19 protein-coding genes are annotated in these 18,761 nt (G+C 70.7%); 10 read left to right on the top strand and 9 right to left on the bottom strand.

The features are described from left to right. Window positions 1-41: 41 nt before the first annotated feature. Window positions 42-944, bottom strand: coding sequence for a helix-turn-helix domain-containing protein (locus tag Afe05nite_RS31910; RefSeq protein ID WP_203820974.1), 903 nt, complete (start codon window positions 942-944; stop codon window positions 42-44). 1,019 nt (window positions 945-1,963) lie between these two features. Between Afe05nite_RS31910 and Afe05nite_RS44680 the strand changes: the two genes are divergently transcribed. Beyond that, window positions 1,964-2,095 (top strand): hypothetical protein, encoded by a 132-nt coding sequence (locus tag Afe05nite_RS44680; RefSeq protein ID WP_275407527.1) that lies wholly within the window; start codon window positions 1,964-1,966, stop codon window positions 2,093-2,095. 15 nt (window positions 2,096-2,110) lie between these two features. On the opposite strand, the gene Afe05nite_RS31905 is transcribed toward Afe05nite_RS44680, so the two are convergent. Next, entirely contained in the window at window positions 2,111-2,695 is a 585-nt protein-coding gene (locus Afe05nite_RS31905) for a dihydrofolate reductase family protein (protein WP_203820973.1), read from the bottom strand. A 41-nt stretch (window positions 2,696-2,736) separates the two neighbouring features. Between Afe05nite_RS31905 and Afe05nite_RS31900 the strand changes: the two genes are divergently transcribed. The 3 genes from Afe05nite_RS31900 (at window position 2,737) to Afe05nite_RS31890 (ending at window position 6,239) form a co-directional block, all read left to right on the top strand. Then, complete coding sequence (locus tag Afe05nite_RS31900) at window positions 2,737-3,231, top strand: winged helix-turn-helix transcriptional regulator (protein WP_203820972.1); 495 nt, start codon at window positions 2,737-2,739, stop codon at window positions 3,229-3,231. A gap of 103 nt (window positions 3,232-3,334) precedes the next feature. Beyond that, on the top strand, window positions 3,335-4,813 hold the full coding sequence (locus tag Afe05nite_RS31895) for a mannitol dehydrogenase family protein (RefSeq protein WP_203820971.1): 1,479 nt from the start codon (window positions 3,335-3,337) through the stop codon (window positions 4,811-4,813). 34 nt (window positions 4,814-4,847) lie between these two features. After that, window positions 4,848-6,239, top strand: a complete 1,392-nt coding sequence (locus Afe05nite_RS31890; protein ID WP_203820970.1) for a COG1470 family protein — start codon at window positions 4,848-4,850, stop codon at window positions 6,237-6,239. On the opposite strand, the gene Afe05nite_RS31885 is transcribed toward Afe05nite_RS31890, so the two are convergent. The 4 genes from Afe05nite_RS31885 to Afe05nite_RS31870 are packed head-to-tail and all read right to left on the bottom strand — an operon-like array spanning window position 6,181 to window position 10,174. Then, the gene (locus tag Afe05nite_RS31885; RefSeq protein ID WP_203820969.1) at window positions 6,181-6,891 is read right to left on the bottom strand and encodes a phosphatase PAP2 family protein; all 711 of its coding nucleotides are present in this window, start codon (window positions 6,889-6,891) and stop codon (window positions 6,181-6,183) included. The genes Afe05nite_RS31890 and Afe05nite_RS31885 overlap by 59 nt on opposite strands. Before the next feature lie 31 nt (window positions 6,892-6,922). After that, on the bottom strand, window positions 6,923-7,615 hold the full coding sequence (locus Afe05nite_RS31880) for a phosphatase PAP2 family protein (protein WP_203820968.1): 693 nt from the start codon (window positions 7,613-7,615) through the stop codon (window positions 6,923-6,925). After that, a complete protein-coding gene (locus Afe05nite_RS31875; protein WP_203820967.1) occupies window positions 7,585-9,135 on the bottom strand; it encodes a GGDEF domain-containing protein in 1,551 nt (516 codons plus the stop codon). The genes Afe05nite_RS31880 and Afe05nite_RS31875 overlap by 31 nt, the downstream gene beginning before the upstream one ends. A 37-nt stretch (window positions 9,136-9,172) precedes the next feature. Beyond that, window positions 9,173-10,174, bottom strand: coding sequence for a phosphatidylinositol-specific phospholipase C (locus Afe05nite_RS31870; RefSeq protein ID WP_203820966.1), 1,002 nt, complete (start codon window positions 10,172-10,174; stop codon window positions 9,173-9,175). Between the two features lie 159 nt (window positions 10,175-10,333). On the opposite strand from Afe05nite_RS31870, the gene Afe05nite_RS31865 reads away from it, so the two are divergent. After that, window positions 10,334-10,900 carry a hypothetical protein gene (locus tag Afe05nite_RS31865; RefSeq protein WP_203820965.1) on the top strand — a complete coding sequence of 189 codons (567 nt, stop codon included), beginning with the start codon at window positions 10,334-10,336 and terminating at the stop codon, window positions 10,898-10,900. 74 nt (window positions 10,901-10,974) lie between these two features. Here the strand turns inward: Afe05nite_RS31865 and Afe05nite_RS31860 are convergent, their stop codons facing one another. Next, on the bottom strand, window positions 10,975-11,478 hold the full coding sequence (locus tag Afe05nite_RS31860) for an FBP domain-containing protein (RefSeq protein WP_203820964.1): 504 nt from the start codon (window positions 11,476-11,478) through the stop codon (window positions 10,975-10,977). 158 nt (window positions 11,479-11,636) lie between these two features. Here Afe05nite_RS31860 and Afe05nite_RS31855 point away from each other — a divergent pair, with 158 nt between their 5' ends. The 3 genes from Afe05nite_RS31855 to Afe05nite_RS31845 are packed head-to-tail and all read left to right on the top strand — an operon-like array spanning window position 11,637 to window position 13,482. Next, window positions 11,637-12,389 (top strand): lytic polysaccharide monooxygenase, encoded by a 753-nt coding sequence (locus tag Afe05nite_RS31855; RefSeq protein ID WP_203820963.1) that lies wholly within the window; start codon window positions 11,637-11,639, stop codon window positions 12,387-12,389. Next, window positions 12,374-12,931: a DUF305 domain-containing protein gene (locus Afe05nite_RS31850; RefSeq protein ID WP_203820962.1), complete on the top strand. Its 558-nt coding sequence runs from the start codon at window positions 12,374-12,376 to the stop codon at window positions 12,929-12,931. The genes Afe05nite_RS31855 and Afe05nite_RS31850 overlap by 16 nt, the downstream gene beginning before the upstream one ends. A gap of 5 nt (window positions 12,932-12,936) precedes the next feature. After that, window positions 12,937-13,482 carry a GNAT family N-acetyltransferase gene (locus Afe05nite_RS31845; protein ID WP_203820961.1) on the top strand — a complete coding sequence of 182 codons (546 nt, stop codon included), beginning with the start codon at window positions 12,937-12,939 and terminating at the stop codon, window positions 13,480-13,482. Here Afe05nite_RS31845 and Afe05nite_RS31840 read toward each other — a convergent pair. Together Afe05nite_RS31840 and Afe05nite_RS31835 are read right to left on the bottom strand one after the other, a co-directional pair. Next, entirely contained in the window at window positions 13,475-14,113 is a 639-nt protein-coding gene (locus Afe05nite_RS31840) for a response regulator (protein WP_203820960.1), read from the bottom strand. The two genes, Afe05nite_RS31845 and Afe05nite_RS31840, sit on opposite strands and share 8 nt — an antisense overlap. Then, the gene (locus tag Afe05nite_RS31835; protein ID WP_203820959.1) at window positions 14,110-15,294 is read right to left on the bottom strand and encodes a sensor histidine kinase; all 1,185 of its coding nucleotides are present in this window, start codon (window positions 15,292-15,294) and stop codon (window positions 14,110-14,112) included. The genes Afe05nite_RS31840 and Afe05nite_RS31835 overlap by 4 nt, the downstream gene beginning before the upstream one ends. Before the next feature lie 160 nt (window positions 15,295-15,454). Between Afe05nite_RS31835 and Afe05nite_RS31830 the strand changes: the two genes are divergently transcribed. Together Afe05nite_RS31830 and Afe05nite_RS31825 are read left to right on the top strand one after the other, a co-directional pair. Then, complete coding sequence (locus tag Afe05nite_RS31830; RefSeq protein ID WP_203820958.1) at window positions 15,455-16,213, top strand: ABC transporter ATP-binding protein; 759 nt, start codon at window positions 15,455-15,457, stop codon at window positions 16,211-16,213. Next, window positions 16,210-18,756 (top strand): FtsX-like permease family protein, encoded by a 2,547-nt coding sequence (locus Afe05nite_RS31825; RefSeq protein ID WP_203820957.1) that lies wholly within the window; start codon window positions 16,210-16,212, stop codon window positions 18,754-18,756. The genes Afe05nite_RS31830 and Afe05nite_RS31825 overlap by 4 nt, the downstream gene beginning before the upstream one ends. Window positions 18,757-18,761: the final 5 nt, after the last annotated feature.

The raw sequence follows: 18,761 nt of genomic DNA, 5'->3' as shown, positions 1-18,761 counted from the left end.
AGGACGGCGCGCCGCACGGCACCGCGGGCGCGCCGTCCTTCTCAGCCCGTGCCCAGAAGCAGACCGCTGATCAGCGCGTTCGAACCGGCCACCGACAGGCAGCGCGCGTCCAGATCGCTCCAGACCCGTTCGTACGCCGCGATCTCCGGCGGCCGGTCCAGATAGAGCGCGCCGGTCAGGCTCCGGACGTAGACCGTCGGTGGCTCCGGGGCGTTGCCGTCCCCGCGGGCCGGTGGCGGGAACTCCAGGATCGTGAACCGGCCGGTGCGCGACGCCCGATGGAGCGCGACCGATCGGGGCAGCACCCGGACGATCGCCCGGCCCTCCTCGTTCGCCTTGAGCAGATGCCACAGCTGCTGCTGCATGGCACCTTGCGGCTCCACGTCACCGAGGAGCGCCGCCTCGGCGAGGATCACCTCCAGCCGCGGTGGCGGCGGGAAGTGCCGGGAAAGCAGCCGCTGACGCTCCTGCTCGACGCGGATGCCGGCCTTCACCTGCTCGTCCGAGACGTCCGGCGGGCCGGCTCGCAGAACCGCCTCCATGTAGGCGTGGGCCTGCAGCAGTCCCGGAACCACCTGCGGGTCGTACTTGCGGATGCGGCCGGCCGCCTGTTCCAACCCGACGTGCAGCTCCGACCACTCCGGCATGGCGAGGTCGTCGAAGGACTGCCACCAGCCCCGGGCCCGGGTCTGCTTGGCCAGGCTCACCAGCGCCTCGGTGAGCGCCGGGTCGGTCCCGTAGAAGTGGCACAACTGCTTCACCTCCGGCCCGCGCACCGGGACGGCGCCCTTCTCGATGCGCCACAGCTTCTGCACCGAGCACTCCATGTACTCGGCCGTCACCTTCAACGTTCGCTCCGCGGCCTCGCGCTGCTGCCGGAGGAACCGCCCGAGTTGACGCCGGGGAACCGAGGAGCTGGCTCGGTCGGCGCTTTCGGTCTCCATGGAATGTTGCCTCGCCTTCGTGCCTCTGAACTATTCGCCATGGAGTCGGTTCGTACTCCATCGTGGAATGCTCGTAAGTCCTTCGTGGAATGCCTGTCGAGAAATCTCGCCGAATACTGGCGAGTAGCCGAAATTCATCCGTGCGGATCGTTGTGCACCCCAATCGCCGTAGCCACGATGGGCCTCAGGCGCGGCGGGCACTCGTCCCCCTACGGGTGTCCGTCGCTGCCACTCGACCAGCATCGACTTGTCACGGAAGGCGTGTGGCATGCACGAGTCCAGAGCTTCGCTGCCTCGGCGAATTCCGGGATCCCACCTGCACCCGGGACTACGCGCTGTCGGAAGAGCGCATGTCCCGGCGGGGCTCCCACCACGTGCTCCTGGCATCAGCCCGGCGGTCGGCGCGACCACGCCGACACACGACCAGTTGATGCGCGTCCTGGAGCGGCTCAGATCTTAACCAGCCCCGATTCCCCCTGGCAATTCCGAGTAAAGGAAAAGACAATGACGCGGACCGAAATGCTCGTCCTACTCGGGCGAGCGCAGGTCGAGGAGTCGCGTGGCCGGCATCCGCGATCGGGCGGCGTGCGCCGGTGCGGCCGGTCGGCCCGCGGCGGCAACCATCAACCCTCGACGAGGGCGGGTAACTCGACAAGCAATTCGGAGAGGGCGGCGAAATCGCAAAGGCCCATTCGCGTACGCCGCTGAATCGGGCGATGAGGCTTTCCGAGCAACGGCCGTTTCGACGCCAGGTGACGGTCCTTCTCAGGTACTCCGGTCGTGTTCGACGGGCCGGATCACCAGTGCTGCACAACGAGTCCGGGCGTGTCCACCCGACACCCACCGACCAGTACTCATAGCACTCAGGTTGTTACGCCGAAAGCCTCACTGGTCGGCGCCGCCCCGGCCGAACAGCGGGCGGTGAAATACTTCGACTTCGTCTCGACGAACCTCCTCTCGGCGTACGACGTGAGCGAACTCGGGGCCGCCATGTGCCCGTGCTGTGCGGGCGTGACCTGATGTTCGACTGCAGCAGACCGGCGAACACCATCGGCGTGTCCACTCTGGCCTTCGCCCTCGACTGTCTTGTCGACGCCATGCGGGACGAGTCCTGGCAGCTGGGCAGGAGGCTGCGGGAGCGGGTGGGCTGAGCGCTCGCGGCCCGGTCAGGGGTAGCGGACGGCGTAGCGGTGCATGGTCACGCCGTCCTCGAAGGCGGCGTGTTCCAGCAGGTCCAGCTCGATCGGCCGGGTGTGGTGGTCGAACAGTGGGCGGCCGGAGCCGAGGATCACCGGGTGGGTGAAGAGCAGCAGTTCGTCGAGCAGGCCCGCGTCGAGCAGCTGGGTGGCGAGGGTGGCGCCGCCGACGCCGATGTCGCCCTCGGTCTCGGCGCGCAATTCGGTCAGTCGCTCGAGGGCGTCGTCGTCACCGCCGATGGTGCGGGTGTTGTGCTCGGTGGTGGTCCGGCTCCGGGAGACCAGGATCTTCGGCTTCGAGGTCCAGATCTCGCCGTATTCCCGCAGGACGTCCTCCAGGGTGTCGTCGGTGCGGGCGGCCGGCCAGAACGCCGCCATGGTGTCGAAGATGACGCGCCCCTGGACCATGGTCGACAGCTTGCGGGCTCGGGCGTTGAACTCGCCGTGCAACTGCTCCCCGATCCGCATCCAGTTTCCGCCGCCCTCCTCGCCCGCGGCGTGCTCGATCTTCAGGTCGGCGGACACGTTCATCCAGTACACGAATCGTCCAGGCATGCGGATGACCCTAGGAAAAGCAGTGGTAGATTGCAACCACTATGGCGCCGGAAGACACCCCCCGGTCGGGTTGCCCGATCAATCAAGCCGTCGAGGTGCTCGGCGATCCGTGGGCGATGCTCGTGCTGCGCGACATCATGTTCGGCAACCGGCGGCACTTCCGGGAACTGCTCGCCGACAACGAGGAGGGCATCGCCTCCAACATCCTCAGCAGCCGGCTGAAGCGGCTCACCGAGGCCGGCCTGCTGACCCGCGAAGTCGCCCGGCGCGGCCAGCGAGCGGCCTATTCGCTCACCGAATCGGGCATCCAGGTACTGCCGATCATGGTGGCGCTGGGTGCCTGGGGGCTGGCCCACCGCGAGGGCGAGCGACGCCTGCGGGTGCGCGCCGAACTGCTGCGGGACGGCGGTCCCGAGCTCCTCGGCCGCCTGATGGACGAACTGCGCGAGACCCACCTCGGCACGCCGCGGCCGGATCCGGAACGGCCGCGGGCCACCGCGGAGCTTCGCGCCGCGTACGAGGCCGGTTCGCGGTGACCGGGGGCGGGCACAAGATCAGGTGACTCGGTCGCCGGTGACCTAGGGGCTTCGGTGGGATGCTGGCAGTCATCCCCGATCCACCGCCGGGAGGTCATGACCGATGCTGCCGCTCAATAACGCCAACCTGAAGTCCCTGACCGACGTCGCCGTCCCGTCCTACGACCGGTCGCGGTTGCGGGCCGGGATCGTGCATTTCGGCGTGGGCGGTTTCCATCGCGCCCACCAGGCGATGTACCTCGATCGGCTGATGACCGAGGGCAAGGCTCTCGACTGGGCGATCTGCGGGGTCGGGGTGATGCCCGCCGACGAGCGGATGCGTCAGGTGCTGACCGCGCAGGACGGCCTCTACACCCTCGTCGTCAAGGCGCCGGACGGCGGTCTCGAGGCCCGGGTCGTCGGGTCGATAGTCGACTACCTCTACGCGCCGGACGATCCGGCGGCGGTGATCGAGAAGATGGCGGCGCCGGAGATCCGGATCGTATCGCTGACGGTCACCGAGGGTGGTTACAACGTCGACGCGGTCACCGGCGAGTTCCGGGCCGACAACCCGGACATCCAGCACGACCTGGACCCGGCAAACCCGCCCCGGACCACGTTCGGGCTGGTCACGGCCGCGATCGAACGGCGCCGCGAGCGCGGCCTGCCGCCCTTCACGATCATGAGCTGCGACAACATCCAGGGGAACGGGGATACGGCCCGGCGCAGCTTCGTCGAGTACGCAAGACTGCGCGATCCCGGCCTCGCGTCCTACGTGGCCGAGCACGTCGACTTCCCGAACAGCATGGTGGACCGGATCACGCCGGTCACCACCGACGAGGACCGCGAGCAGGTCGGCAAGCGGTTCGGGGTGCGGGACGGCTGGCCGGTGGTGTGCGAGCCGTTCACCCAGTGGGCCCTCGAGGACGCGTTCCGCGCCGGCCGGCCGCCGTTCGAGGAGGTGGGCGTGCAGGTGGTGGCCGACGTCGAACCGTACGAGTTGATGAAGTTGCGCCTGCTGAACGCCTCCCACCAGGGCCTGTGCTATTTCGCCTGGCTGGCCGGTTACCGCCTGGTGCACGACGCCGCCCAGGACCCGCTGTTCGCGAAGTTCCTGCTCGGCTACATGGAACGTGAGGCCACCCCGACCCTCGAACCGGTGCCCGGCGTCGACCTGCGCGAATATCAGCACCAGCTGATCGACCGGTTCTCCAACTCGCAGGTCCGTGACACCGTCGCCCGGCTGTGCGCGGAGAGCTCCGACCGGATCCCGAAGTGGCTGCTCCCGGTGATCCGCCGCAACCTCGACACCGGCGGCGACATCCTGCTCTCCACCGCGATCGTCGCGTCGTGGGCCCGGTACGCCGAGGGCGTCGACGAGCGGGGCGAGCCGATCGAGGTCGTCGACCGGTTGGCGGAGACCCTGACGGCGGCCGCGGGCCGGCAACGGCGGGAGCCGCTCGCGTTCATCTCGAACCGGGACGTCTTCGGCGACCTCGTCGACCACGAGCGCTTCGTCTCGGCGTACCGCTCGGTGCTTGCCGGCCTGCACCGCAACGGAGCGCGAGCGACGCTCGAAGATCTTGTGTCGGGGATCTTATAGAGCTTTGCTCGACGCGAAGTGACAGCATGAGCGGGTGACCCTGCCGCTGCGTGTCAATGTCGCGCCGGAGCGGGCGGATGCCTCGCCCGGCGACAACCTCCAGTTCGACGTCACCGTGCGCAATGCCAGTGACATCGTGGAGCATTACGGCGTCGAGTTGCTCGGCCTGCCCGACGGCGCGACCGTGCGCACCGAGCCCGAGGTCGCCAAACTGCGCCCGGCCGAGAGCGGCACGCTGATCGTCAAGGTCAACCTTCCGGTGCAGCCGCCCGCCCCGGCCGGCACCTATGTGGTCGGCGCGCTGGTGCGGTCGAAATACCGGCATGACGTGTCCCGCTGCGTCGAGGTGCCGATCGAGCTGGCCAGCGTCGAGGCGATCACCCTGCGCACGACGCCCGAGGTGGTGACGGGCGGCGGTTCGGGCCAGTATTCGCTGGAGGTCAGCAACGGCGGCAACGCGCCGGTGCGGCTCTACCTGACCGCGACCGATCCGGAGCGGCGGGTCAGCGCGGTCTTCCAGCCGGGCTGGCTCGACCTGCCCCCGGGCACGACGGCTCGGGCGCTGCTCGACGTGTCGGCGCCGGTGCCGTGGAACAAGGAGAAGCAGCGGCAGCTGACGCTGGCCGCGACGCCGGATCTGCCGGGGGCCACGCCGATCACCGGTACGGCCACGTTCGTGCAGCAGCCCCGGATAGCGTCGAAGTTCATCAAGATCGCCGGGATCGCGGCCGGGGTCGTCGTGCTGGCCGCCGCCATCGCCGTGCCCACGCTGCTGACCAAGACCAAGGACGAGCCGGACCCGGCCGCCGGGCAGCAGCCGGCTGTCGTCCCGACCGCGGCCGCCCCGGCGACGCAGCAGTCCGCGGCCGCCCCGCCGGCCCAGGCGCCGTCCGCCGCCGCCCCGCCCGCTCAGCCCAGCGCCGCCGCCCCCACCTCGGCCGCCGCGGCCACCACCACCACCGCGCCGCCGGCCGGTCGGGGAGCGCGCGAGGTCGACCTCACCACGCCGCCGCCCGGGGCCGTCGCGAGTGACTTCTTCCGCAACGACGGCTTCCTGGTCAGCGCCGACCCCAACGCAATAGTGGTGGCGGGCTGCGAGAACGCCCGCAGCGCCGCCGTCGTCGACGACCCGACCGGCAAGTTCATGACCTCGGCGCTGCCGGACGACCCGACCCGGTGCCATGAGGTGCCGCTGCTCATCGACTTCCTCCAGGACACCCCGGCCGGGGCGATCCAGGTCGTTCCGCTCACCCCGAACACGCTGACCATGGAGGTCACGTTCCGCGACCTGTCCCGGCAGACCGTGACCAACCTGACCGTCCCCGCCGACCAGGGCGCGGCCAAGGGCGGCATCGATCAGGTGCTGCTCAAGTCGTCGATCGGACCGGTCGCCGTGACGAAGCTCCGCCTCGCTCCGCTGACCTGAGGATGGCCCAGCTCATCAGGGTGATGCAGAGCGCCCCGTTGAGGAACGACGCGGTCACGTCGGAGGGGTGGTGCATGCCGCGGTACATCCGCGACGTCGCCACGAAGATCGGCATCAGCACCAGCGCCCAGCACAGCCATTTCTGCCACGTCCGGTGGACCAGGCCGGCCAGCACCAGGGCCAGGCCACAGTAGAGCGCGACCGCCGCCGAGGTGTGCCCGGACGGGAAGCTGGAGGTCGGCGGTGAGGCGTCGAGGCGCTTGACCGCCGGGCGCTGCCGGTCGATCACCAGCGTCGTGAAGAAGAAGACGAGCGCCTGGGCGGTCACCGCCGCGCACAGGTACAGCGGCTCGAACCAGCTGTGCAGCCGCCAGAGCAGGATGAGCGCGGCGACCGCGGTGAGCGCGATGATCACCGGTGTGCTGCCGAACAGGCTGCCGATGAAGGTGACCGTGTTCATCGTGGGCGTGCGGTGCGCGGCGAACCAGCGGTTGACGCTGTCCTCCACGGTGAACGGCCAGATGTGCTCGGCGACCCGAGTGATGAGAAGGCCTAGCGCGATCATGCCGAGCAGCAGCGCGATCAGCCAGGGAAGGATGCGTTTGCCGTAGTAGACAGCCCGGTGTTCGAGTACCGCCCGATTCGCCAGCATGAGCGGGCCGTTTACCCGGATCGAGAGTCTTTCATGCGTGCAGACCCTCGGTTGCCACATGTGCCTGCTTGCGGCGGCTGCGAGCCAGGTAGGCGGCCGCGGTGGCGGCGGCCAGCGCGACCCCGAGGAACCAGGCGGCCAGCACGTCGCTGGTCCAGTGCACGCCCAGCGCGACCCGGCTGACCGCGGTCATCAGCGGGATGACGATCGCGCCGGCCCACAGCAGCGCCCGCTTCGCCGTGCTGCCCCTGGTGTACGGCAGCAGGATCAGCAGAAACACCGCCGCGCCGAGCGCGTTGTTGAGCACGTGCCCGGACGGGAACGAGTAGCCGGTCGCCTGGGCCACCGGGTCCAGCAGATCCGGCCGGTGCCGGCCGACCAGCAGCTTCAGCACCGCGCCGAGGACGCCGCCGGTCGCCATCGTGATGCCCGCCCACCACGCCGGCGATCCCTGCCCCCGGCGGATCAGCCAGATCACCAGGCCGAGGACGGCCAGCCGCCAGGAGTTCGGGTCGAAGACGAGGCTCCACGCCTTCATGAACCACACCCACCCCGGGTGGTGCAGCGCGTAACCGTGCAGGCCGTTCGTGACCGCCATGTCCAGGCTGTGCAGCCAGTCCACCCTCCCCACGACCAGGGCGCCGACCATCGCGGCCGGCATCAGGAGCAGCGCCGCGGCGGCCGCGGCAACCGTCAGGCGTACGCCGAGGGGGTGTTCTCGCATGAGGCAGCTATACCCATCTCCACGCCGTCGCCACCTCGACGTTTCACGCGGTACATCGCCTCGTCAGCCAGTTTCAACGCCTCGTTCAGGTCGGCCGCGTAGGAACCGGCCACCCCGATGCTCACCGTGGCCGGGCAGTCCGGGATCGCCCGTACCGCCGCGACCATCCGCTCCGCCACGCTTGCCGCGCCCGCCGCACCGAGACCCGGCAGCAGGATCGCGAACTCGTCGCCGCCCAGCCGGGCCAGCAGATCCTGCTCCCGCAGCTGCGCGCCGAGCGCCACGGCGATCGCCCGCAGGGCCGCGTCGCCGGCCGCGTGCCCGGCGGTGTCGTTTATCTGTTTGAACTTGTCGGTGTCCACCACCATGACGGTGACCCGGTCGGCCGGGTGCTCCTGGGCGGCCCGGACGGCGCGGTCGAAGGCGCCCCGGTTCGCGATGCCGGTCAACGTGTCGAGCGCGGCCGCCCGTTCGGCCTGCGCGTGCTCGGCGCGCAGCAGCTCCAGCGACTTCATCGCCTCGACCGACTGGAGCGTGCGCAGCCGGTGCCGCCACATCGCCGCGGCCAGCGCGTCGCCGTACCGCAGGCCGATCTCGGCGTCGTCGCTGCCGAGCAGGACCGCCCGGGTGCGGTGGGTGGCCGAGGTGATCAGCCAGCCGGCGTCGGCGGTCAGCTGCGCCACGGCCTGCTCCATGACGGCGAGCGCTTCGGCACGACGGCCGGAGCGGCGCAGGGCCACCGCGTGGAAGGGCCGGGTGTAGGCCAGCGCGGTGCCGCCGATGCCATGGCCGTCCACCTTCTCGAGGTAGATCGCGATGTCGGCGGCGGCGCCCTCCGGATCATGCCGGTCGGCCCGCGCGCAGGCGGCCGCCAGCAGGGCGAAGTCCCGCCACCGGGCCGCGTCCGGTCCCTGCGCCTCGTCGGCCGCCCACAGCGCGTACCGTTCGGCCTGCGCGGTGTGGCTCTCCGCGGCGTCCGGCTGGTCGACCTGGTACAACTCCAGCGCCCAGAACAGGTGCATCTCGGCCTGGTTGAACAGCCACATGGCGCGGTTGCCGTTGCCGGGCGGGCTCATCTCGTACGCCGCGTCGTAGTGCGGGCCGACCAGCTCGTACAGTCGAAGCTCGAAATAGCCGATCGCGACCGCGACCCGCCCGTTGACCGCGGCCACCGGCTCGGTCTCGGCGGCGACCGCCGCCTCCGCGGTGACCAGGTCCTGCAGGACGCCGCTCTCGCCCTCACCCTCGCCGAGCCGCAGCTGGGCGGCGGCCCGGCTGGCCAGCGCACAGGCCAGCCAGCCCGGCCTGCCCTCGCGCACCGCGGCCGTCGCCATCAGGTCGAACGCGGGGACGGCGGCGTGCGGCTCACCGAGATTGGTCAGCGCGAGGGCCCGGACGAAATGCATGCCGGCGCTCTCCTGGTGGGCGAGAGCCGCCTCCGCCCGGGACAATGCCTCGGCGGCACGGCCGCTCTGCGCCATCTCGAGCAGCCGTGCCGCTTGTCGCGCGTTCTCGCTCATCGGCCCTCCCACGGACGGCCTATCGGCGAGACCGCGCTCAGTTGAGGGAAATCACCTTGTTGATCAAGGCGCCGCCCGGGAAATCGAGCATCAGCACGCCCGCGCGGACCACCGAGCCCTGGTTCAGGTAGCTCAACAGGAACGGGTCGACGCCCTGCACCCCGAACGCCCCGCCGGCCACCTGCTGGGGCTGCGCGAAGAGGCTGGAGCCGCCGGCGAAGTTGACGTAGATCTTGCCGGCGTCGCCCGCGCTCGTCGCGTCGAGGAAACGGCGCACCTGGTCCCGCTTGGTCGCGATGGCCCCGATGTTGGGCACGTCGTAGTTGTCCTGCACATAGGTCGACGAGCCGTCGTTCCAGTCGCTGAACTGGGCGAGCCCGTAATTCGCGTACCGTCCGCCGCGCGCGCCGTTCATGACGGCGAGCACGACCTTGCCCCGCACCGCACCGAGAGCGGGCACGGCGGCGTTCGTCTTGTCGACGCTCGCCGTCCAGAACAAGGCCGGTCTTCTCGCGACGTAGGAGTCGAAGATGTCGGTGAATCCGGCCTGTCCCGCCGCGTCCGTGCAGGAGCCGATCTCCCCGGTGCATTCCTGCTTGAGCCGTACCAGCACGGTCTCACCGGGATGAGCTCCCAGAAAATCCGACAACTTGGTCAGTACGTCGTCGAAGTTCGCGTTCTGGTAGGTGGCCCCGTGGTGGATGGTGAAGGTGTTGCCGCTGTTCACCCGGGCCCGGATGTCGATCATCCGGATCCCGGCGGCGAGCTGCGCCGTCAGCGTGCCCCCGGAGTCCCCGAAATTCTCCTGGGTCTGGGTCCAGGCCCCGCCGTGGACGGCCATGGTCTCGTGCGTCCCCGGAATGCTGAGCGAGGCCAGGCTGCGGGAGTCGGCCAGCCCGCGCATCCAGTCGGTGTTCGTGGCGGTGCCGAGGGTCCGATAGGAGGGGTCGGCCGCGAAGGCCGCCGTGGGAGTCGCGACGAGCAGGACGGTCGCTCCGGCGACGACGGCGGCCCGCCGCAGGACCTTCGAGGCGTTCATGCCGGAAAGATAGTCATCAATCCCCGCCGCCGGAAGTCGTGGTCCTGCGGGCGGGACCTGTGGCCCCGCCGGGTGGGGAGCAAGTCCCTGGTCCGGGGTCCCGGGGGCGCACAGACTTCGGTTGATCGAACAAATGACCAGAGTCTCCGAAGGTGCACGATGCGACGCAGGACTTTCGACATCATTCTTACCGCGGTCGGTGCGGTCCTGGCCGCCGGCCTGCTCCTCGCCGGTGGGCTGCTCACCTGGGGTTACAGCTTCGCCAACTCGACGGTGCACGACCAGCTCGCGGCCCAGGAGATCTACTTCCCGGCCCAGGGCAGCGACGCGTTGAAGTCCGACGAGATCGGGCCCTACCTCAACAAGTACGCCGGTCAGAAGTTGACGACCGGCGCGCAGGCGGAGGCCTATGCGGACCATTTCATCAAGGTGCACCTGGGCGAGATCGCCGGCGGTAAGACGTACGCGCAGATCAGCAGCGAGGCGCAGGCCAACCCGGACGACGCCAAGCTCGCCGGTCAGGTCCAGACACTGTTCCGGGGCGAGACGCTGCGGGGCATGCTGCTCAACGCTTACGCCTTCTGGAAGTTCGGCCAGATCGCGCTCTACTCGGCGATCGCCGCGTTCGCCGGCGCCCTGATCCTGCTGGTCCTGACCGGCCTCGGCTACCGGCACGCCAGGACGGTCAGCCCGGAGAACCAGCTCTTCGAGTCGGCCGCCGCCTGACCGCTGCGGTTGAACAACCCCACCGGCGGGCGTGGACGAGATCCCCCCGTCGGTGGGTCCGCTGCGTGCGGGTGTCAGCCGGCGACGACCCGCTTGACGAAGCCGTGCAGGTTGGTCATCGCCCGGTCGACCCGGTCGTCGAGGGACAGGGTCTCCTCCTGGCCGACCAGGCGGCCGCGGGGCCGGCGCTTTCCGCGCAGGTACAGCGAGCAGGCCAGGTCGGTGCAGATGTACTCACCGACCGAGTTGCCGTTGCGGCCGGCCGCGCCGGACAGCGGGGCGACGAACAAAGTGACGCCGTTGGAGCTGTGGCCGGTGAAGCAGATGCGGCACATGCTGGAGCGCATCGCGCTCGTCCGGCGGGCTTCGGGGCGGCGCAGCAGCACGCCCACCGGCTCGCCGTCGAGGGGGACCACCAGCAGGGCTCGTTGCGGGGCGCCCGGGTCGGTCCAGCCGAGGAAGTCGAGGTCGTGCCACGGCTGAACCGCCAGGTCGAGCGGCATCTTGACGCGGCCGGCCTCGCCCTTGGAGCAGTTGACGAAGGACCCGCGGATCTGCTGCTCGGTCAGTGGTTCCATCGGGCGAACGTAACGGATCGCCCGGGACCGGGCAGCTGATTAACGACGCATCGAAAAACTTCGTTAGGTCTCTTTACTGTTAACAACCTTTAACTTATGTTCGGGAGCAGGAACGCCGTCCCCCTTCATGAAGAGCCCACAACGACAAGGAGCCCTCCATGAGACGTAGGTTCGCCCTGCCCGTACTGACCGTCGCCGCGACGGCCGCCGCCCTGATGGTGGCCGTGTCCCCCGCGTCGGCGCACGGCTACATCTCCTCCCCGCCCAGCCGCCAGGCCAACTGTGCCAGCGGCGCCGTCGCCGGCTGCGGCGACATCGTCTACGAGCCGCAGAGCGTCGAGGCAACCAAGGGCTCGACGCAGTGCAACGGCGGCGGATCGCGGTTCGCCGTGCTGAACGACAACTCCAAGGCCTGGCCCGCGGCCGCCGCCGGGCAGACCGTCACGTTCAACTGGGTGCTGACCGCCCGGCACTCCACCAGCACGTGGGAGTACTTCATCGGCAACACCCTGCTGGCCAGCTTCAACGACGGCGGCGCGCAGCCCGGCGCCACCAAATCGCACACGGTCGGCATGAAGGGCTTCACCGGCCGGCAGACCGTGCTCGCCCGGTGGAACGTCGCTGACACCACGAACGCGTTCTACTCCTGTGTCGACCTGAACATCGGCGGTGGCGGCACGACACCCACCACCGCGCCGACCACCGCCCCGACCACCGCCCCGACGACCCGGCCGCCGACCACCGCGCCGACCACCGCCCCGCCGTCGAGCGGCACGTGGAAGGCGGGCACGGCGTACAAGACCGGCGACGTCGTCACCTACAACGGCATCTCCTACCGCTGCCGGCAGGGGCACACCGCCATCGCCGGCTGGGAGCCGCCGAACGTCCCGGCCCTGTGGCAAGCCGCCTGATCCGGCTTGTTCTGCTCGTGGCACTGGTCGCCGGCTGCGCGAAGCAGCCGGCGGCCGGCACCGCGGAGCGGGCCCGGCCGTTCAACGCCGTCGACGTGATGTTCCTGCAGATGGCGCTGGCGCAGATCGCCGACGGCAGCCAGGTGGCCGAACTGGCCGAGACACGTGCCGGCGGCGAGACCGCGACGATCGCGAGCGAGCTGAAGAAGCAGTGGTCGGTGGAGGACGGCACCATGCGGCGCTGGCTTCTCGGCTGGCAGCAGCCGCTCACCGCCGACCCCGACCGGGCAGCCCACGCGGGGCACGGCGAGCTGCACCGGTCGCGTCCCCAGGACCTCGAGGAACTGCGCGCAACCCGGGGCCGGGCGTTCGACCGTACGGCGGTGAGCCTGCTGCTGGGTCACCTCGGGAACTGTGTCGAGACGTCCAGGATGGAGCAGGCCGGGGGAGCGTATCCACCCGCCCGTACGCTCGCGGAAAGCATGACCACCGGCCACCGCGACCAGATCGCGCGGCTCCTGCGGATCGCCGCCCTAGGGTAGGCGGCATGCCGAAGTTGATCGAACCGACCACCCGCCTGCACCACGCCTGGCTGGACGCCCGCGACGAGTGGGGCCGAGGTGTCCACCAGGACGGCTCCGGACTCCGCCCGACCGACGACGTCGACTCCGCCGACGGGTTCGCGGCGTGGGTCGCCCGCCTGCTCGCCGAAGCGGACGTGACCCGGCCCGCCGAGCCCGGCTGGGTGCACTGCACCTACCGCTGGATGGTCGAGGGCGACCGGGTGCTCGGCACCATCTCGCTGCGCCACGAGCTGAACGCCCTGCTGTTCGAGGTGGGCGGCCACATCGGTTACGGCGTGCGCCCGGCCGAGCGGGGGCGCGGCCTGGCCGGCTGGGCGCTGGCGGAGATGCTGGTCGCCGCGCGGGCCCTCGGCCTCGACCGCGTCCTGATCACCTGCGACGACACCAACGCCGCGTCCGCCCGCACGATCGAGCGCGCCGGCGGCGTACGCGAGGACATCCGCGAACACGACGGCCGCCGCTACCGCCGTTACTGGGTCAGCACCTGCAGCCCGGCCGGGGTCAGCTGATCAGGCGGCGTTCCCAGGCCCAGGCGGCGATCTTCACCCGGTTCTGCACGCCCAGTTTGGTCTGCACGCTGCCCAGGTGGGTCTTCACGGTACCGACCGAGATGAACAGGGCGGTGGCGATCTCGGCGTTCGTCAGTCCCTTCGCGACGAGTTTCACGACCTCGAGCTCGCGCGGGGACAGGCCGGCGTCGTCGCCTTTCGGCGCCGGTGGGGACAGGTGCTCGAGCAGCCGTACGGTGATCGACGGGCTGATCAGGGCGTCACCCGCGACCGCTGCCCGCACCGCCTCGACGAGCAGGGCCGGGCCGGAGTCCTTGAGCAGGAAGCCCGCCGCGCCGTTACGCAGCGCCTGATGGACGTACTCGTCGAGGTCGAACGTGGTCACCACGACCACCCGCACCGGGTCGGCCACGCCGGGACCGGCCAGCAGCCGCAGCGCCTCGAGTCCGTCCATCCTCGGCATCCGGATGTCGAACAGCGCCACATCCGGGCGCAGCTTGCGGGCCAGGGCCACCGCCTCGACGCCGTCGGCGGCCTCGCCGACCACCTCCATGTCGGCCTGAGCTCCGATGATCATGCCGAAGCCGGTGCGGACCATTGCCTGGTCGTCGGCGATGAGGACTCTGATCATGAAATCACCTTGGCATCCAGCGGGAACGCGGCGTCGACCACCCAGCCGCCCTCGATGCCGGGGCCGGCCGAGATGCGGCCGTCCACCGCGCGGACCCGTTCGGTCAGGCCCACCAGACCGTACCCGGAACGTTCGCCCGGGCGGCCGGGGCGTGCCGTGCCGTCGTTGGCCACCCGCACCAGCAGCCACTCCGGGGTGCGGCGGATCCACACGTCGACGACCCGGGCGTCGACCGCGTGCTGGCGGACGTTCGTCAGCGCCTCCATCACCACGCGGTAGGCCGAGGTCGACACCTCCACCGGGATGCCGTCGACCGTGCCGTCCAGGTGCAGCCGGCCGAGCGGGCCGCCGGCCGCGGTGAACTGCTCCAGCAACTGCTCCAGCTCGCCGACGCCGGCCACCGGGGCGAGCGGGGCGTCCGGCTGGGTCTGCGGGTCACGCAGCACCCCGACCATGCGGCGCATCGAGGCCATCGTCTCGGCGCCGGCCTGTTCGATCTGCTCCAGCGCGAGGAGTACGCGTTTGGGGTCCTGCTCGGCGATGAACCGGGCGCCCTGGGCCTGCACCACGATGCCGGTGACGTGGTGGGCGATGAAGTCGTGCAGGTCGCGGGCGAACTCGGCGCGCTGCTCCGCCCGTACGGCATCGACCGCTCGTTGCCGTGAACTTTCGAGAATCCGCAGGTAGAGCCCGATGCCCAGGGCCGCGGCCGCGGCCAGGGCCTGGATCAGGCCGAAGATCACGTAGTCGGTGGAGCGGCCGGCGCGCAGCGGGATGAAGCTGACCGCCGCGCCGGTGGTGATCACCGCGGCGACCGCCCAGCCGGGCTTGGCCCGCCGCGCCACCACCATCAGCACGCCGAGCAGGGCGAGCGATTCGGCCAGACCCCAGCTTCCGGTGGTGTAGTCGGAGCTGGTGACCCCCGTCGCGAAGGTGACCGCCATCGACACCAGGCTCAGCCAGATGGCCGACTTGGGCAGGGCGGTCGAGTTCGGCCGGTGGGCGGGCAGCCAGACGGCCGCCGCGCCGACGGCCAGCAGGATCCGGAGCAGACCCAGGCCGTTGTCGCCCGACAGCAGGCCACCCTGGGCCACGTCGAAGAGGCCGAGCAGGGCCATGATCCCCAGCGCGCCGACCTGACCGAGGCGCAGCAGGACGAGACGGTTCGGGTTAGGTTGCATCGTGACCCAGCGTAACGGCAGGTCAACGCGGCCATATCGGCCGAAAGACAGATCCATGTTCCTTGCTCTCGGCAGATGTTTTCCGGCCGCGGGGGCCCGCAGACTCTGAGCCGACATCGATTTCTCCTGACGCGACGAACTTTCTGAACCGGAGTTGGACATGCAGACCCAGATGGCGGCCCAGGACACGCTCGCCGCCGTCGCGGCGGTGGACCTCGTGAAGGTCTACGGCAGCGGCGACACGGCAGTACGCGCCCTGGACGGGGTGACCGTCGGGTTCACCCGCGCCCAGTTCACGGCGATCATGGGGCCGTCCGGCTCCGGCAAGTCGACGCTGATGCACTGCCTGGCCGGCCTCGACACCGCCACCTCCGGGCAGGCGCTGCTCGGCGGCACCGACCTCACCCGGCAGTCCGACCGGGTGCTCACCAAGGTGCGCCGGGAGCGGATCGGCTTCATCTTCCAGTCGTTCAACCTGCTGCCGCAGCTCACCGCCGAGCAGAACATCCTGCTGCCGCTGGAGTTGGCCGGCCGAAAGGCGGACCGGAAGCTGTTCGACCACCTGACCGAGTCGCTCGGCATCACCGCCCGGCTCAGCCACCGGCCCAGCGAGCTCTCCGGCGGCCAGCAGCAGCGCGTCGCCGTCGCCCGGGCCCTCGTCCCCCGGCCCGAGGTGGTCTTCGCCGACGAGCCGACCGGCAACCTGGACTCCCGCTCCGGCGCCGAGGTGCTGCTGTTCCTGCGCAACTCGGTGCGTGAGCTCGGCCAGACCGTCGTGATGGTCACCCACGACCCGGCCGCCGCCGCCTATGCCGACCGGGTCGTCATGCTCGCCGACGGCCGCGTCGCCGGCGAGGTCGAGCGGCCCAGCCTCGCGTCGGTCACCGAAGCCCTGCAGGCGCTGGCGGCCAACCGATGAACGCGGTCCTGCGCACCCAGCTCCGCGGCATCGGGCGTCGCCCGGCCCGGCTGCTGCTCACCGGCCTGGCCGTGCTCGTCGTGTCGTTCGTCGTCTTCGCCACCGTGCTCGCCCAGACGATCACCGAGCGGAGCGTGCTCAACGGCCTGTCGGGTACGCCCGAGGCCGTCGACCTGGTGGTCTCCAACGGCACCGTCGGGACCACCGAGCTCGCCGCCATCGCCAAGCTCCCCGGAGTCGCCGAGACGGTGGGCCGGGTCGAGGCGGGCGGCCAGATCGGCGCCGAATACCTCAACGTCTCCGGCGACCCGGGCAGCGGCCCGTTGTCGGTGATCAAGCTGACCAGCGGCCGGCTGGCTACCGCACCCGGCGAGGTCACCGTGACCGCGCGGACGGCCGACCGGCTCGGACTCAAGGTCGGCGGCACCACCAAGGCCACCTTCGAATACTCCGACGAGGGCAAACCGCTAAACCCCCGGACGCTGACGGTGGTCGGGATCGTCTCCGGCCCCGAGGATTACGGCTTCCAGGCGTACGCGCCGCAGAGCACCGTCTCCACACTGATCAACACCAAGTTCCTGCAGCGCATCGACGTACGCCTGGACGGCGGCTCGGACACCTCCGGCGTACGCGACCAGATCGCCACGATCGTCGCCGCCGGTGCCGCCAAGGTGAAGGACGGCACGAAGCCGGCCGTCGAAACCGGCGCCGAGGTGCGGCTGGCCGAGGCGCGGCAGAAAGCCGCCGACGTCGACGACGTCTTCACGGTGATCTTCGTGTTCGTCGCCGTCTCGGTCGTCGCAGCCGGCCTCGTCGCCGCCTCCACCTTCCGCATCGTCTTCGCCCAGCGGATGAAGCAGCTCGCCCTGCTCCGCGCGGTCGGTGCCGGACGCGGCGGCCTCAGCCTGTCGCTGGCCGTCGAGGGCGTTCTGACCGGCCTGGTCACCGGCACGGTCGGGGTCCTGCTCGCCCTGGGCGCCGGGCATCTCGTCCCGGCCCTGGCCCGCGCGTTCGGACCGGACATCGCCTCGCCCGGCTTCCCGCTCGAACCGGCCCTGCTCACCATCGTGCTCGCCGTGGTGATCACCACGGTGGCGGTGGTCTCACCCGCCTTCACCGCCGCCCGGGTCTCGCCGCTCGAAGCGCTGCGCGGCTCCGGCACCACCGGCGGCCGCACCGACATCGGCAAGCTGCGCTGGGCGGTCGGCCTGCTGATGTTCGCCATCGCGGGCTCGCTCGCCGCATTCGTCATCAGCCAGCTGCCCGGCCGTGACCCCAAGGACTACGACCCCACGCAGAACATGCTGGCCGTCGTCGCCTCCGGCGGGTTCGCCTTCCTGGCCCTCATCGCCCTCGGCCCGGCCCTCGTGCGGCCCGTCCTCGCCGTCCTCGGCATGCCGATCCGGCGCTCCGGCCCGGTCGGCCGGCTCGCCGCCGGGGGCGTGGGCGGTGCCCCCCGCCGGGCCGCCGCGGTCAGCGTGGTCGTCGCGCTGGGCGTCACCCTCATCGCCGGCGCCCTGGTCGGCGGTGCCTCCATCCGGCTGCTCGCCGACCGCGAGGTCGCCTCGTCGGCCCCCGCCGACTACGAACTGACCGCCCGCGACGAGCCACTGATCACCGCGGCCGCGGTCGACACGCTCAAGAGCCGTAAGGAGCTCACCAATGTCACGCCGTACCGGCGCCTCGAGATCCAGTTCGCCGGCCACGACATCAAGGGACTGGACGCCAACGACCTGAACATCGCCGCCCTGCCCGAACTGAAGAAACTCGACGTGGCCGCCGGCAGCCTGGCCGACCTGGGCCCCGGCAAGATCGCGATCTCCGGCTTCACCTCCGACCTCACCGGCCTGCAGGTCGGCGACAAGGCAACGGTGTCGCACGAGGCCAAGAAGGCCACGCTGACCGTGGTGGCGAAACTGCCCGACTCGGCGCCGCTCGGCTCGGCCGCCGTCATCGACCCGGCCGACCTGACCGCCCTCGGCGCCGGCGCCGGCTTCTCCGGCCTGCTCGCCGACGCCTCGACCACCGGCGAACAGGGCCGCACCGACGGCCGGCGCGCCCTGACCGACCTCAACGCGCAGTCCGGCGGCGGCCAGTGGGGCGTCAACGTCCTGGCCGACCAGCGCGACGAGATCGACCAGCAACTGACGATCCTGCTCGGCATCGCCCTGGGCCTGATCGGCCTGACCGTGATGATCGCCGTGGTCGGCGTCGGCACCACCACCGCCCTCTCGGTGGTCGAGCGCGTCCGCGAATCCGGCCTGCTGCGCGCGGTCGGCCTGTCCCGAGGCGCCCTGCGCATCATGCTGACCACCGAGTCCGCGCTCTACGGTGTGATCGGCGCCGCGCTGGGCCTGCTGCTCGGCGTCCCGTACGCCTGGCTGCTGGTCAAGGCCCTGGGCGTCAACGCACCCTTGAGCCTGCCGGTCGCTCAGCTGGCAGTCGTCTTCGTCATCCTGGTCCTCTTGACCGCAGCCGCCGGCATCCTGCCCGCGCGGCGTGCCGCCAAGGTAAGCCCGGTGGCCGCCCTCGGCACCGAGTAGGTGCG

The sequence above is a fragment of the Paractinoplanes ferrugineus genome, from assembly GCF_016862195.1.
Classification (GTDB): Bacteria; Actinomycetota; Actinomycetes; order Mycobacteriales; family Micromonosporaceae; genus Actinoplanes; species Actinoplanes ferrugineus.
The sequence above is the reverse complement of the archived record's forward strand: the minus strand, read 5'-3'. Positions and strand labels throughout refer to the sequence as shown.

What these genes read in the sequence shown, in the direction of transcription:
- Afe05nite_RS31910 (WP_203820974.1), bottom strand. Translation starts at nt 944, where the DNA reads ATGGAGACCGAAAGCGCCGACCGAGCCAGCTCCTCGGTTCCCCGGCGT.
- Afe05nite_RS44680 (WP_275407527.1), top strand. Translation starts at nt 1,964, where the DNA reads ATGTTCGACTGCAGCAGACCGGCGAACACCATCGGCGTGTCCACTCTG.
- Afe05nite_RS31905 (WP_203820973.1), bottom strand. Translation starts at nt 2,695, where the DNA reads ATGCCTGGACGATTCGTGTACTGGATGAACGTGTCCGCCGACCTGAAG.
- Afe05nite_RS31900 (WP_203820972.1), top strand. Translation starts at nt 2,737, where the DNA reads ATGGCGCCGGAAGACACCCCCCGGTCGGGTTGCCCGATCAATCAAGCC.
- Afe05nite_RS31895 (WP_203820971.1), top strand. Translation starts at nt 3,335, where the DNA reads ATGCTGCCGCTCAATAACGCCAACCTGAAGTCCCTGACCGACGTCGCC.
- Afe05nite_RS31885 (WP_203820969.1), bottom strand. Translation starts at nt 6,891, where the DNA reads ATGCTGGCGAATCGGGCGGTACTCGAACACCGGGCTGTCTACTACGGC.
- Afe05nite_RS31880 (WP_203820968.1), bottom strand. Translation starts at nt 7,615, where the DNA reads ATGCGAGAACACCCCCTCGGCGTACGCCTGACGGTTGCCGCGGCCGCC.
- Afe05nite_RS31875 (WP_203820967.1), bottom strand. Translation starts at nt 9,135, where the DNA reads ATGAGCGAGAACGCGCGACAAGCGGCACGGCTGCTCGAGATGGCGCAG.
- Afe05nite_RS31870 (WP_203820966.1), bottom strand. Translation starts at nt 10,174, where the DNA reads ATGAACGCCTCGAAGGTCCTGCGGCGGGCCGCCGTCGTCGCCGGAGCG.
- Afe05nite_RS31865 (WP_203820965.1), top strand. Translation starts at nt 10,334, where the DNA reads ATGCGACGCAGGACTTTCGACATCATTCTTACCGCGGTCGGTGCGGTC.
- Afe05nite_RS31860 (WP_203820964.1), bottom strand. Translation starts at nt 11,478, where the DNA reads ATGGAACCACTGACCGAGCAGCAGATCCGCGGGTCCTTCGTCAACTGC.
- Afe05nite_RS31855 (WP_203820963.1), top strand. Translation starts at nt 11,637, where the DNA reads ATGAGACGTAGGTTCGCCCTGCCCGTACTGACCGTCGCCGCGACGGCC.
- Afe05nite_RS31845 (WP_203820961.1), top strand. Translation starts at nt 12,937, where the DNA reads ATGCCGAAGTTGATCGAACCGACCACCCGCCTGCACCACGCCTGGCTG.
- Afe05nite_RS31840 (WP_203820960.1), bottom strand. Translation starts at nt 14,113, where the DNA reads ATGATCAGAGTCCTCATCGCCGACGACCAGGCAATGGTCCGCACCGGC.
- Afe05nite_RS31835 (WP_203820959.1), bottom strand. Translation starts at nt 15,294, where the DNA reads ATGCAACCTAACCCGAACCGTCTCGTCCTGCTGCGCCTCGGTCAGGTC.
- Afe05nite_RS31830 (WP_203820958.1), top strand. Translation starts at nt 15,455, where the DNA reads ATGCAGACCCAGATGGCGGCCCAGGACACGCTCGCCGCCGTCGCGGCG.
- Afe05nite_RS31825 (WP_203820957.1), top strand. Translation starts at nt 16,210, where the DNA reads ATGAACGCGGTCCTGCGCACCCAGCTCCGCGGCATCGGGCGTCGCCCG.